13 protein-coding genes are annotated in these 14,253 nt (G+C 37.9%); 7 read left to right on the forward strand and 6 right to left on the reverse strand.

Annotation, left to right across the window (positions count from 1 at the left end):
- Window positions 1-10 precede the first annotated feature (10 nt).
- The 3 genes from ODE14_RS08010 to ODE14_RS08020 all read left to right on the forward strand — a co-directional run bounded on the left by ODE14_RS08010 (window position 11) and on the right by ODE14_RS08020 (window position 2,631).
- Entirely contained in the window at window positions 11-583 is a 573-nt protein-coding gene (locus tag ODE14_RS08010; protein ID WP_263603656.1) for a Crp/Fnr family transcriptional regulator, read from the forward strand.
- A gap of 217 nt (window positions 584-800) precedes the next feature.
- Complete coding sequence (locus tag ODE14_RS08015; RefSeq protein WP_263603657.1) at window positions 801-1,538, forward strand: SDR family oxidoreductase; 738 nt, start codon at window positions 801-803, stop codon at window positions 1,536-1,538.
- Between the two features lie 253 nt (window positions 1,539-1,791).
- Window positions 1,792-2,631: an SDR family NAD(P)-dependent oxidoreductase gene (locus ODE14_RS08020; RefSeq protein WP_263603658.1), complete on the forward strand. Its 840-nt coding sequence runs from the start codon at window positions 1,792-1,794 to the stop codon at window positions 2,629-2,631.
- A gap of 64 nt (window positions 2,632-2,695) precedes the next feature.
- Here ODE14_RS08020 and ODE14_RS08025 read toward each other — a convergent pair whose 3' ends face one another.
- Window positions 2,696-3,907, reverse strand: coding sequence for a DUF763 domain-containing protein (locus tag ODE14_RS08025; RefSeq protein WP_263603659.1), 1,212 nt, complete (start codon window positions 3,905-3,907; stop codon window positions 2,696-2,698).
- Window positions 3,908-4,095: 188 nt separating this feature from the next.
- Window positions 4,096-4,596 carry a thiol peroxidase gene (tpx, locus tag ODE14_RS08030; RefSeq protein ID WP_263603660.1) on the reverse strand — a complete coding sequence of 167 codons (501 nt, stop codon included), beginning with the start codon at window positions 4,594-4,596 and terminating at the stop codon, window positions 4,096-4,098.
- A gap of 165 nt (window positions 4,597-4,761) precedes the next feature.
- On the opposite strand from tpx, the gene ODE14_RS08035 reads away from it, so the two are divergent.
- A complete protein-coding gene (locus ODE14_RS08035) occupies window positions 4,762-6,981 on the forward strand; it encodes an NADP-dependent isocitrate dehydrogenase (protein ID WP_263603661.1) in 2,220 nt (739 codons plus the stop codon).
- 177 nt (window positions 6,982-7,158) lie between these two features.
- On the opposite strand, the gene ODE14_RS08040 is transcribed toward ODE14_RS08035, so the two are convergent.
- The 3 genes from ODE14_RS08040 to ODE14_RS08050 form a co-directional block, all read right to left on the reverse strand.
- Window positions 7,159-8,349 carry an MFS transporter gene (locus ODE14_RS08040; protein WP_263603662.1) on the reverse strand — a complete coding sequence of 397 codons (1,191 nt, stop codon included), beginning with the start codon at window positions 8,347-8,349 and terminating at the stop codon, window positions 7,159-7,161.
- A gap of 52 nt (window positions 8,350-8,401) precedes the next feature.
- Complete coding sequence (locus ODE14_RS08045; RefSeq protein ID WP_263603663.1) at window positions 8,402-9,403, reverse strand: aldo/keto reductase; 1,002 nt, start codon at window positions 9,401-9,403, stop codon at window positions 8,402-8,404.
- A gap of 87 nt (window positions 9,404-9,490) precedes the next feature.
- A complete protein-coding gene (locus ODE14_RS08050) occupies window positions 9,491-10,384 on the reverse strand; it encodes a helix-turn-helix domain-containing protein (protein WP_248392191.1) in 894 nt (297 codons plus the stop codon).
- 214 nt (window positions 10,385-10,598) lie between these two features.
- Between ODE14_RS08050 and ODE14_RS08055 the strand changes: the two genes are divergently transcribed.
- Window positions 10,599-10,886, forward strand: coding sequence for a GNAT family N-acetyltransferase (locus tag ODE14_RS08055; protein ID WP_248392189.1), 288 nt, complete (start codon window positions 10,599-10,601; stop codon window positions 10,884-10,886).
- Here the strand turns inward: ODE14_RS08055 and ODE14_RS08060 are convergent, their stop codons facing one another.
- Window positions 10,887-11,987: an MBL fold metallo-hydrolase gene (locus tag ODE14_RS08060; protein ID WP_263603664.1), complete on the reverse strand. Its 1,101-nt coding sequence runs from the start codon at window positions 11,985-11,987 to the stop codon at window positions 10,887-10,889.
- Window positions 11,988-12,121: 134 nt separating this feature from the next.
- Here ODE14_RS08060 and ODE14_RS08065 point away from each other — a divergent pair, with 134 nt between their 5' ends.
- Window positions 12,122-13,657, forward strand: coding sequence for a S41 family peptidase (locus ODE14_RS08065; RefSeq protein WP_263603665.1), 1,536 nt, complete (start codon window positions 12,122-12,124; stop codon window positions 13,655-13,657).
- A 12-nt stretch (window positions 13,658-13,669) separates the two neighbouring features.
- A complete protein-coding gene (locus tag ODE14_RS08070; RefSeq protein WP_263603666.1) occupies window positions 13,670-14,233 on the forward strand; it encodes a YdcF family protein in 564 nt (187 codons plus the stop codon).
- Window positions 14,234-14,253: the final 20 nt, after the last annotated feature.

A 14,253-nucleotide genomic window follows, 5' to 3' on the forward strand; every position in this document is an offset into this window, starting at 1 on the left:
TCTTGCATCCATGAAAGAATTATTTGACTTTATCCTCAGATTCGGGAATCTCAACCAACAACAGATGGATTTTATTGCAGCAAAAGCAACAGAGATCAGTCTGCCCAAAGAAGAATATTTTTCTGAAGCAGGGAAAATTTCAAAACAGGTGGGATTTATCATTGACGGCATTTTACGGGTATGTTATTATAACAATAAAAGCGAGGAAATTACCAAATATTTTATCGAAGAAAATAATCTGGTGGTGGATCTTGAAAGTTTTGACAATCAGATTTGTTCAAGCTCCTATGTCCAGGCCGTAACAGACTGTAAGCTTGTTGTTTTTGAAAGAAAAGACTGGATGGAACTCCTGCAGACCATCGTAGGTTTTGATGCCATCGTTCATAAAATCATTTCCAGAGCTTTGATGCAGAAGGTGGAAAGAAGAAGCCCACTCGTGACAGAAGATGCGACTACCCGTTACCTGAAGTTTCTGGAAATCTATCCTACGGCAGTCAACAGAATTCCGCTTTCTTATGTGGCTTCTTATCTTGGGGTGACCCAGTCTTCTCTAAGCAGGATCAGGAAGAATATCACTTTGTAAATTTGTAATCTGGAAAATTAATTATTAAGGTGTTAAAGAGTTTTCTTAAACCACCCGTCAAAAATTCAAAGAATTTATGACATCCTTCTAAGTGAGGGTATGTATGCGCTTAAAACACCAAGTGTTATTTAAGTTTTATCATTTTTTCTCTTTTTGCCAAATGGCAAATGTCATCCTGTTTTATTATCGGAATTTTACATCAGTTAAAATATAAAAAATGAAAACAGTATTAATTACAGGCGCCAACAGAAGTATTGGCCTTGAAACCGCAAAACAACTTTCAGAAAAAGGACTATTTGTGTATTTAGGAAGCAGAAATCTCGCAAAAGGAGAAGAAACTGTAAAAGGATTAATAGAGCAGGGATTTCAGAATATCAAAGCAATTGAAATCGATGTTACCAATCCTGAATCAATAGCCAAAGCAAAGAACGTGGTTGAAAACGAACAGGGAAAACTGGATATTCTGATCAACAATGCAGGAATTTTGGGCGTAAATCCCCAGACCGCTGCCGAAACATCCGTTAATGACATCCGGGAAGTTTTTGATACGAATTTTTTTGGTGTAATCAATGTTACCCAGGCATTTTTAGATTTGCTTAAAAAATCAGACAGCCCAAGAATCAGCAATATTACTTCCGGATTAGGCTCACTTACTTTACATACTGATCCTGAATGGAAATATTATCACATAAAAACCGCCGCGTATGGCCCTTCCAAATCGGCTCTTAATGCATATACTATTGCCTTAGCTTATGAGCTGAGAGAACTTCCATTCAAGGTTAATGTAATTGATCCGGGTTATACAGCAACCGATTTTAATGGCCACAGCGGTCCCGGTTCTGTCGAAAGCGCAGCTTCGTTCATTATTAAACATACAATAACGGATGAAAATGGGCCGACCGGACAATATTTCAGTAATGATATTGAAGATGAAACCGGAATCAGTCCGTGGTAGATTTTCAATAATAATTAAAAGAGAGACTTGAAGCCTAAATTATATTATGGATGAAGCTGGAGGTGGAAGCCGGATTGTTTACCTTAGCTTTAACCTCATACTTTCAATTCCAAACTGTATCACTATTATAATAAAAATGCGGATTATTGAATCATTCACGATTTGGATACATCATTCGTGGATCAGGCTACTTTTAAAAACCATCTTCTTATCACCTTTGTACCATCATTTAAAACAATAAAAAATATTAAAAATGGAAACAAAAAAAGTATGGTTCGTGACCGGAGCGTCTAAAGGTCTTGGGTTTGAACTGGTGAAAAAATTATTATCTGATGGCTATAAAGTAGCTGCAACAAGCCGTACGGTAACATCTTTAACAGATGCATTCGGAGAAGTTTCCGAAACTTTTCTCCCGTTGAGTATGAATATTACGGATAACAATGATGTAAAATCTGCTTTGGATAAAACGGTAGGACATTTTGGCAATATTGATGTGATCGTTAACAATGCAGGATACGGACAATTGGGTACCCTGGAAGAATTAAGCGATGCTGAGGCAAGAGCAAATTTTGACGTTAATGTTTTCGGAACACTGAATGTGATCAGGAATGCAATGCCTTATCTCAGAGGACAAAAATCCGGGAATATTTTCAACATTTCATCTGTTGGAGGATATTACGGAGGTTTTCCGGGCTGGGGAGTTTACTGTTCCACCAAATTTGCGGTAGCCGGTTTTACAGAGGCTCTGGCCGAAGAAGCGAGAGATTTCGGAATTCACGCAACGGTTGTTTATCCTGCTTATTTCCGTACGGACTTCCTGACAAAAGATTCGGTAAAAACGCCTGAAAATTCTATTGAAGCCTATGAAGCTGCAAGAAATTCAGAGAAAGCACATTTGGATGAGATTAACGGTAATCAGCCGAATGATCCTGAAAAAGCAGCTGATGTTTTAATACAGATCAGTAAAGAGGAAAATCCACCGGTACATTTGCTGTTGGGGGTAGGAGCTCCGGAATTCCTGAACAATAAGATTGAAGCGATTACAAAAGATGCCAGAGATTGGGAAAGTTTAACCTTATCCACAGCAATTTAAAAAATCAGTATCCAACATTCAAACAAAAGCTTTATACTGAAAAGTATAAGGCTTTTTTATTCTGTTAAAACAGAGAAAGCTGGATCGGTTTTGGTGGAGAAGGCTTCTGAGCGTCACCAAAAACCGTTTTCCCGCCAAACCGCCATGAATTCTGTCTCTCTTCTTCAATCACTTCCTGAATATCAAAATCAGGGGTAAAATCCTGTTCGGTTTTTACAACAATATCGTGAAGTTTATTTAATGTTTTTAATTTATCGGAATTACCGAGCTTTGATTTTTCGATTCCTTTTCTGATGATACTGATGCTTTCATCATATACTTTAGTGGGAACAGGAAAAGGATGACCGTCTTTTCCGCCGTGGGCAAATGAAAATCTTGCCGGATCATTAAACCTTGATGGCGCCCCGTGAATTACTTCACTCACCAAAGCCAGCGACTGCATCGTTCTTGGCCCTACTCCTTCCAGCATCAGTAAATCTTCAAAATTTTGAGGCTGCTGTTCTCGGGTCATATACAACAGTGCTCCGAGACGTTTCAAGTCAACATCGGAAGCCTGTACATCATGATGCGCGGGAAGAATTAACCTTGCAAAATCGCTCATGATTTCTGCGGAATCGGTATGGGAAATTTCCAGGATGCCTTTTCTGCTTTGCGAAGCATCGGAATCAGTAAGATTTAAAATTTTACCTCTCGAAATTCCGTTAATTCCCGTGTGTGGTTCTTCTACAAATGACTTAATATTTTCAGAATGCCAGTGATATCTTCTTGCCGTACTGTCGGATTCATGCATTCCCTGCTGTACGATACTCCAGTTTCCGTTATCTGCCAGGATAAAATTATGCAGGTATAACTGATAACCATCCTGAATGGCCGTATTATCTACTTTTGCCGAAAGCTTGCTGGCTCTTACCAGTTCGTTTCCGTTCAAACCTGTTTTGTCAGCAATTTGAATCAGTTCCGAAGGAGTCTCTCGTGAAAACTTTCCTTTTCCGCCGCAGATATACAATCCGAGAGTCTGGGAATTTGGGTTGATGGAACGTTTCAGCGCTCCCATAACGGAAGTGGTAATCCCTGAAGAATGCCAGTCCATCCCCATCACAGCACCAAAACTCTGAAACCAAAACGGATCTGCGAGTCTTCTCAGCACCTCATCTTTTCCATAATCTGCGAGAATCACCTCAATAATGGAAAGGCCGAGAACAGACATGCGTTCATACAACCACGGCGGTACTTTGCCATAGTGAAGCGGTAAATCTGCTGTTCCGGAACGTTTCATGATGTAAAGGTAGGACTATTAGAATTAAATTTTGATGATTGAGCTCAATATTTTTAAGCATGAATCAGCAAGAATATTGTTGATGAATAGTACAGTATTATTGAATATTAGAGAAAAATTTGTGTTTAAATAAAACAAAAAAGCCCTGCGAAAATTCCACAAGGCAATTATTAAAATATGATCTTTAATTATTTCAATGCAGCTAAAGCGGCTTCATAATTTGGTTCGTCGGCGATTTCCGAAACCTGTTCTGTATACACTACTTTATTGTCGGCATCAGTAATGATTACGGCACGGCTCAGAAGTCCTTTCATTGGAGAATCCGTGATAGTTACTTCATAATCGTCCCCAAAGTTGCTTCTGAAGTCTGAAAGGGTTTCAACATTATTCAGGCCTTCCGCAGCGCAGAATCTTCCCAAAGCAAAAGGTAAATCTTTAGAAACATTAATAACAACAGTATCTTCCAATGCAGAAGCTTCTTCATTGAATTTTCTTGCAGATGATGCACACGTAGGCGTATCAATACTCGGGAAAATATTGAATACTTTTTTCTTTCCGCTGAAGTTTTCAAGCGTTTTCACCTGCAAACCTGAATCTACCAGTGCAAAATCCCTGATGGTGGAGCCTATTTCCGGTAATTTCCCGATCGTATGCACTTCATTTCCTTTTAAAGTAATTGTTGTTGACATAATTCTTTTTTTAGTTCCTCAAATTTAATTAAAAAACAGTGCTTTTTATCCGGTTTGAGGTTAAATTAATCTTAAAGTGGAAAATATTGGCTTATAATCATCTAAAAAATTAATTTTTACCTAAATTTGTGAGTCTTAAAAAATCAAATAATAAATAACAGTATAATGTCAGACAAATCAAAAATCTATTACACCCTTACAGATGAGGCTCCGATGTTGGCTACACACTCGTTTTTACCGATTGTAAAAGCTTTCACAAAATCAGCAAACATTGAGATTGCAGTACCGGATATTTCTTTGGCAGGAAGAATTTTAGCAAACTTCCCGGAATTTCTGAAAGAAGATCAGAAAATCGGTGATGCTTTGGCTGAACTGGGTCAATTGGCTACACAACCTGACGCTAATATTATCAAATTACCTAATATATCTGCTTCGGCACCTCAGCTTGATGCAGCAATCGCTGAACTGCAGGCTAAAGGTTTTGCAGTTCCTGATTATCCGGCTGAGCCTAAAAATGATGAAGAAAAAGCCATTAAAGCGAAGTATGCAAAAGTTCTCGGAAGTGCTGTAAATCCTGTGCTAAGGGAAGGAAATTCTGACAGACGTGCTCCTAAAGCTGTTAAAAACTATGCCAAGGCAAATCCTCACAGAATGGGCGACTGGGCTTCTGACAGCAAAACAGATGTTGCTCACATGGAAAGCGGGGACTTCTACGGAACGGAAACTTCAACCACTTTAGAAAATGCAACAAAATATAAAATTGTATTTAAAGGAAATGACGGTTCTGAAACTCAGCTGAAAGATTTCGCCAATCTTCAGGCTGGAGAAGTTATTGATTCATCCGTAATGAACCTTAAAGCCCTGAAAGCATTTGTTCAGCAGGCAATTCAAGAGGCTAAAAACAGAAATGTACTTCTTTCCGCACACCTTAAGGCTACGATGATGAAAATCTCCGATCCTATTATTTTCGGAGCTATTGTGGAAACTTTCTTTAAGGATGTATTCACTAAATATGCTGAAACATTTAAGTCTTTAGATATTAATCCTAATAACGGTCTTGCTGATCTTTTTGATAAAATTAAAGGAAATGCGCAGGAAGCTGAAATCAAGGCTGATATTGAAGCGGCTTTGGCGAACGGACCAAGAGTGGCCATGGTAAATTCTGACAAAGGAATTACCAATTTCCATGTTCCTTCCGACATTATTGTGGATGCTTCTATGGCGGCTTTGGTAAGAGGAGGCGGAAAAATGTGGAACAAAGACGGAAAAGAAGAAGATACGGTTTGTATCATTCCGGATCGTTCGTATGCCGGTTTCTATCAGTCTGTTATTGATGATATGAAAGCGCACGGAAAATTAGATCCAACGACAATGGGTTCTGTTCCGAATGTTGGTCTGATGGCTCAGAAAGCGGAAGAATATGGTTCTCACGATAAAACATTCCAGGCTTCTGCTGAAGGAACAATTGAAGTTCAGGACGAAAACGGAAACGTTCTTCTGTCTCAAAAAGTGGAAGAAGGTGATATTTTCAGAATGTGCCAAACGAAAGATGCACCTATCCAGGATTGGGTAAAATTAGCCGTAAACAGATCAAGATTATCCGATACGCCTGCTATTTTCTGGCTGGATAAAGGAAGAGCACACGACAGGGAAATCATCAAAAAAGTTGAAAAATACTTAGCGGATCATGATACCAACGGTCTTGACATCAGAATTATGGATGTAAAAGATGCGATGACCGAAACTTTAAAGAGAGCAAGAGAAGGAAAAGATACGATTTCCGTTTCAGGAAATGTATTGAGAGATTATCTTACTGACCTCTTCCCTATTCTTGAGCTTGGAACTTCTGCAAAAATGCTTTCTATCGTTCCATTAATGAACGGTGGCGGTCTTTTTGAAACGGGAGCCGGAGGTTCTGCACCAAAACACGTTGAACAGTTTGTGGAAGAAGGCTATTTAAGATGGGATTCTTTAGGTGAATTCCTTGCATTACAGGCTTCTTTAGAGCATTTAGCACAAACTCAGGGGAACACAAAATCTCAGGTTTTGGCGGATGCATTGGATGAAGCAAATGCTAAATTCTTAGCGACTGATAAATCTCCTGCCAGAAAAGTAGGACAGATCGATAACAGAGGTTCTCATTTCTATCTTGCCATGTATTGGGCTGAAGCATTAGCGAACCAAACTGCTGATACAGAACTTGCTGCTGAGTTTGCTCCGGTTGCACAGGCTATGAAAGAGAACGAAGAAGTAATCAACGCTGAGCTGATTGGTGCTCAGGGTAAACCTCAGGATATCGGAGGATACTACAAAACGGATACGTACAAAACGTATACTGCAATGAGACCAAGCACGGTTTTAAATGAAATCATTGACGGAATTTAATTTGTCAAAAATAATATAAATGAAAGCTCCTTTTTAGGGGCTTTTTTTGGCTAAGCCAATTTTGATTATAATTAACCTGTAAACGGATATGCCCGTTTATATTGATAAAAAATCATAATAAATCCTCCCGGTAATGAGAGGATTTATTGTTGATGTCGTAGAAAATTAAAAGATGCCCTACGCATGTGCCTTTCTTATTTTAATCATGCTTAAAATAAACAGTCCTAGGATCCCCAACACGAAATATCCTTCTGCAACTTCCAGCTGAACCTGTGGTTTTATAACCGCCACAATCCCGTAGCTGATGGCCGAGGTGATGATAAAAGCAACACCGCCGGTAAGACCTCCTGCAATGCCGGCAGAATTCGGGAACCTTCCGATACAGTAGGAGAAGTAATTATTAAAGATAAATCCTGCAGTAACGTGTATCAAAAATGCAAAGGCAACCAGACTGTAAATATTATTGGAAAAACACGAGGCAATAAACATCAGAACGATTAATAGCAGCTGAATAAAATTGGCATTCCGTATTTTCGGCAAAAATGCTTTATTAATGAGTGCTTTTCCTAAAAACCCTCCTGCCATCCAGGCAAATCCCAAAATCAGCGAAACGTAGCCCGCAACGACTTCGGAGTAGCCCATTTTATGCTCAATAATGAAAGACCCGCAGAGATTAAAAAACATAATCATCGAATAACTCAGTCCACACATAATCATTCCGTAAAAGAAATCTTTAGCTTTGAACATCGTATTGTATTCTTTAATGAGAAATTCCAGATGGAACGGATTTCTTTTTTTCAATGTTTCGCCTGAAAAAATAAATTCCATAATTAAAACCAACAAGCTGTAGCCTGCCAATACATAGAAGTTGGACTGCCATCCGAAATTTTTCTGTAAATATCCTCCGATAAAAGGCGCAATAATAGGACCTACCGACCAGACAATTGTCATAATGCTCAGGTAATGTTTCCGTTTCTCTCCTTCGTAGACATCGACAAAGAAAGCTCTTTTGGCAACAACAGCAAATCCCGACAACATTCCCTGCAGAACTCGCATGGCATAAATTACAAAAATATTATGGGTGGTTGCTGTAATTAGAAAAGATACTACAAACAGACCGAGGGACAGCATGGAAATTCTGTACCTTCCGAATGAATCTACAATACTTCCCGCAAAAAACTGGGTTAATCCATAACTGATTAAAAATATGGAAAGCGTCAGTTGAATATTGCTTTCCGGCTGGTGCAGCTCTGTTGCCATACTGGGCATGGACGGCAGATAAATGTCTGTTGCAAGACCCGACATCGGAATGACAGCGAATGCCAGGATCGTTGCAATAAACTTATTTTTTTCTTTAAGTGTAATCATTTTTAGACTCTATAAAACTCAGACTTTGAATTAATAAATCTGATGGTAATGTTTAGTTATTAACCAATTTCATTGCGCCTTCGCTATATCGTGCACCAACGTTTGGATATTTATTTAAAATTAAATCAATCGTCTGCAGGTCAGATGCAGAAAGTTCAATATTTGATGCTTCGATATTTTCTACTAAATATTGGATACGTTTTGTGCCCGGAATAGGAATAATGTCCTCCCCTTGATTCAGAACCCAGGCTAAAGCTATTTGCGTTCCTTTAACACCTTTGGATTGAGCAAATTCATTGATTTCTTTCGCCAGATTTCTGTTATTTTCCAGATATTCTTCCTGATAGCGAGGCAGCGATTTTCTGAAATCATCGTCCCCGAAATTTGCAGTTTCATTAATATTCGAAAAAAGCCCTCTGGCCAACGGAGAATACGGTACTAAGGTAATTCCCAGTTCTCTGATCGTTGGAAGAATTTCTTTTTCGATATCTCTTGTCAGTAAAGAATATTCAGACTGCAATGCGGTGATCGGATGAATTGTATGCGCTTTCCTGATAGATTCTGCAGATGCCTCAGACAATCCTAAATATTTTACTTTTCCCGCTTTTACCAGGTCGGCCATGGCTCCGACAGTTTCTTCAACAGGAATATTAGGGTCTATCCTGTGTGCATAATATAAGTCGATCTCATCAATTTTCAGCCGTTGAAGACTCAGATCTACAGCTTTTTTAATCCACCCCGGTGAACCGTCAAAATACGTTCCGGGAACTCTACTATGGCCGGCTTTTCCGTCTTTAAAGCGAAATCCGAATTTGGTAGCAATAAAAATTTTATCGCGGTTTGGAACCAACACTTTTGAAATCAGTTTCTCATTTTCGCCATTGGCATACATATCTGCCGTATCCCAAAAGTTTATACCTGAATCCAACGCCTTATGCAATGTATCTATGCTCTGTTGTTCGTCAGTTGGTCCATATGCTGTGCTCATTCCCATACATCCTAATCCAATGGCAGACAATCGTTCTCCTGTTTTTCCTAATGTTCTAAATTTCATGATAACTGTGATTTAAAATTTACAGTACAAAATTATAACAGCCCTACTTTGTATTCAATATAGAATTCAAACAAAGAATTATAAAAATCAAACAACAGCAGTTCTTACTGCATTGGGTGATATTCCGGTCTGCCTTTTAAAATAATTGGTAAAATAAGAAGGTTCTTCAAATCCCAAACCATAGGCTATTTCGGCAATGTTCCAATCTGTATGTTTCAGCAATGCATTGGCTTCCTGAATAATCCTTGCTGCAATCTGCTGACTGGTGGTTTTTCCGGTAATCTCCTTTACAGACCGGTTTAAAGAATTAACATGAATAGAAAGGCTTTCAGCATAATCAACAGGACTTTTTAACTTTAAAAACCTTTCCGGGCTGTCAATAGGAAACTGTCTTTCCAGTAATTCCATGAACAAAGAAGCTATTCTCTGTGAAGCATTCTGGTAAGATTCGAAATTTTCCGCGGGATGTATTTTCATGGCTTCATGGATCAGCAGATGCAAATAAGCCCTAAGCATATCATATTTATGCAGATAATCCGACTGAATTTCGGTCATCATCTTTATAAAGATGTCCGCAACAGTTTTCTGTTGTTCCTCATTAATAAAGAAAACCGGAGTTCCACCGATTTTAAAAAGGCTGGAATCCTGAAGATTTCCCAAACGGTTCCCGTCATGCACAAAATGATCGGTAAAAAGGCAGAAATATCCTTTCTGGTTATTATCTTCTGCTTCCCAGGAATAAGGAATTAAAGGATTTGAAAATAATATAGCAGGGCGATCTACGTAAATCCATTTATCCGCGTAATGCAATTTACCCTTTCCTATGATCAATGAAATTTTATAATAATCTCTTCTGCTATAAGGTGTTATTAAAGAACAATTCTCACGTGAAAATACATTGAAATGACCTACTCCCGGTGTTTTAATGCATTGCAGTCCTACACGTTTGTAAAAACCTTTTATTGTTTCGTTAAATTCCATTCATCAAAATTATAAAAATCAAACAACACTTAATATAAAAATAACAGTAATAGATAAAATAAAAATAACCGGTCTCGTGACCGGTTATTAAAAAATTGAATGTATAGTTGGATGATGAATAAGTTCTGTTTCCGTTCGTATATCATTTTTAATTTGTAATTTTAAGAGGGTAAATTTTCAAAATTATTTCATTAACACTGAAAATATAAATATCATGGAAAATATAAAATTTGAAATATCTCCCTATGAGGATGAGTTGCAGATACTGATAGACGGTAAAAAATCCGGATATATGTCTATCGAGGTTGATGGCAGACTGTTAATTGTATATTACACCAAACTTAACGAAAACCATGAAGGAAAGGGATATGCTAAAATGCTACTGGATGAACTCGTACGCTATGCAGAAGAAAAAGATCTCCTGATAGATCCTGAATGCGATTTTGTACGGCAGCAGTTTGAAAATCATCCTTCACGCTATAAAAATATCTGGCACACCTAATTATTCGAATTCCCACCATTTTTCAAAATGATGTTCTGCTGTATTAAGATCGACAGGCTGACCGATCATTGGTATTACAACAGAAAGGTTCTTACTTTCTGCCAGGCTTGTCACTTTTTTTAAAGGTTCATTCCAGGAATGCAGAGCAAGGGCAAACTTGGAAGAATGTACGGGGATAATATTTCTGGCTTTTACATCAATACTCGCCTGAATAACATCTTCCGGTAAAGCATGAATATATTTCCAGGCTTCATTATACTGTCCGTTTTCGATGATTGCGTAATCAAACGGCCCGTAAGTTTCTCCAATTTTTTTAAAATGGGTATCATAGCCGCTGTCGCCACCGAGAAATAGTTTTTTAGTAGGCGTATTCAGAACATATGAAGTCCATAAAGTAGCATTTCGCCTCATCTTACGGCCCGAAAAATGCCTGGCCGGAGTAAATATGATTTTAATCTCATTTTTCAGATCAACTTCAGTTCCCCATTCTTCTTCAATCAACTGTTGCGGTGCATAGCCCCATCGTTCAAGATGTGCTCCTACTCCCAAAGGGAGAATAACTTTCCCAACTCTGTTTTTAATCGCTTTTACCGTAGGATAATCAAGGTGATCATAATGATCGTGAGTGATGACCAGATAATCAATGGCAGGAATATCTTCAGGTTTAAAAACATCTGCCCCCGGAAATGCTTTATTGAAAAACTTAAAAGGAGAGCCGTACGAACTGAGCACAGGATCAATAAGAAAAGAAATTCCGTCGGTCTGGATATAATAAGAGGAATGCCCAAGCCATATAAAAACGTCCTGATCTTTTGGCAGACTTTTCAGGTCTGTATGTATTGAGGGAATTCTTGATAAAGGTTTGAGATGAGGATCTTTTTTGTCAAACAGAAAATTAAACATTACTTTGGGCATGGAATAACCTTCTGCCAACGCCGGAGTATAAGAAATATTCTGGAACTGCTTATTTTTATAATATCGGGAACGTTGCATTTTAAGCAACCGCTCTCCTTTTGCTTCTGAACCAAAAACCTCTTGTCCGGTAATGATAAAATACACCAAGACAAGTAAAACAGCAAGACTAATAACTATGTAAATCATTTTTTTTGATAAATGTTAATAGATGACAATATCATATATGACGGTTACAGAAAATAAAACCTTTAATTTATATGAAAAAAGTACGCCTTTTTTCTAAACATAATAACTAAAATTTTAATTTTGAAATAAAAAAAGTGCAGAAAAATTATTTCATCCTGTTATTTCTTCTGTTGATTACAGCCTGCGGATCTGTCCGGAAACACAACGAACTGCAGAAAATATCTATTCCGCCTGAAAAGCTGAAACAGGATGTGGATTTTGCTTACTCCAAGATCAAAGAAATGCACCCCCAGCTTTTCTTGTATATTTCACAGCAGGAATTTGATCATAAATTTGACAGTGTAAAAAAGACCATTAATTCACCACTTACACCGCTTCAGTTTTATTTTAAGCTGCAGCCGGTAATTTCAGATATCCGTGAAGGTCATCTTTCGCTGAGAATTCCGTCCAAAAGGATCAGTAAAAAAGAAATCAGAGACCTGGAAAATAAAAAAGGGATGTTCAGCCGCTTTGATTATTACATTCAGGGGAACCGTCTTTTTATTATCCGAAATAAAGATTCTATTGAAAATATCAAACCCGGCACAGAAATCCTGGCCATTGATCATACACCTGTCTCTTATTATATCGACAGATACAGAAGGCTCATCAGCACCGACGGATTTAACACTACCTTTAAGCCGTATTTTCTGAAAGACCTCTTTTTCAATTATTACGTGGCAGAAAAAGGCTTCCAAAATAAAGCCCTTATTGAAACGGTTTATAATGGCAAGAAAAAAAACTATCAGCTGACACGAGAATCAAAAACCGAGAGTGATTTAAAAAAAGAAAAAGAAAACAAAAAAAGAACGGATGAGAAAAAAATCAATGATTACGTTGCTTTTAATGATTCTTACAATAGAAATTTCAGGTTTCTTGGTAAAGACAGTACCATTGCTTACATTCAGGTGAAGAGTTTTTCGGGAGTATATTCAGGAAAGTTTTATAAAAATGCTTTTGAAAACATAAAGAATGCAGAATCAAAATATCTTATTATTGATATAAGAAACAATTACGGAGGTTCGCTGGAAGAAATTCACAAGTTGTATTCCTATCTTTCTCCCGAACCGTATATTTTGATCAAACCTTCCGAGGTAAACTCTGCAACAACACCATTAAAAACCAATTATTTCAGGAAAAGCAATGCTTTGCAATACACTTTCAAAACTCTCGCTTACCCTGCTTTTTTCTTTGCACAGACTTTCAGCACTTACAAAAAGGACGGGAAATTTTACTATAAAATAAAAGCTGACAAACTCTCAAAACCCGATAAAAATGTTTTTACCGGAAAAGTTTTCGTGTTGATTAACGGAGCCAGTTTTTCAGCATCATCCATTCTTACTTCTAAACTTAAAAATGATAAAAGAGCTATTCTCGTTGGCGAAGAAACCGGCGGTGCCAATGACGGAACAGTAGCCGGATTTTATTCATACCAGACTCTGCCCAATTCAAAGATAGATCTGCCGATCGGGCTTGTTTTCGTACAACCTGATATTACCCCTACGCATACAAAAAAAGGCGTTGTTCCCAACGTTCCCGTTCGGGAAACAATGGACGATATCATTAATAAAAGAGATCCTCAGCTCAACTGGATTCTTAAAGAAATTGAAAAAGAAAAAACGATAAAATAATCATATTAACTGATGATCAAAAACACATTGAAGGTATTTAAAATACTTGCTTTTATAATACTTACATGGTTTCTCGGACATTCAATCTTCATTGTTTATGATGGACTTTCTGACAATGGTACAAAAGCAGATCTTGCCGTTATATTAGGAAATAAGGTCAATGAAGACGGAACTTTGTCCAAACGACTGGAAATGCGACTGAGAACCGGAGTGCAATTATTTAAAGCAGGACGTGTAAAACAAATTCTGGTAAGTGGCGGACTGGGAAAAGAAGGCTTTTATGAAGGAGATAAAATGAAAGAGTTTCTGAAAGCCCATGATGTTCCCGATTCCGTAATTATCGTCGATAATCTCGGAAACAATACCAGAGCCAGTGTGGAGAGTACCTTAACCCTAACAAAGCGGATGTCTTTCGACAGCCTTATTGTTGTTTCCCAGTACTTTCATGTTTCCAGAACGAAAAAACTGTTCAGGGATCGGGGCTTTAAAAATGTAAGCAGTGCAAGTCCGGATTATTTCGAATGGCGGGATATATATGCCATAATAAGAGAATTTCCGGCTTATTATACACAATAAAAGGTTTCGGCGGGCTTTCA

It is taken from the genome of Chryseobacterium sp. PET-29 (assembly GCF_025736815.1).
GTDB lineage: Bacteria > Bacteroidota > Bacteroidia > Flavobacteriales > Weeksellaceae > Chryseobacterium > Chryseobacterium nepalense.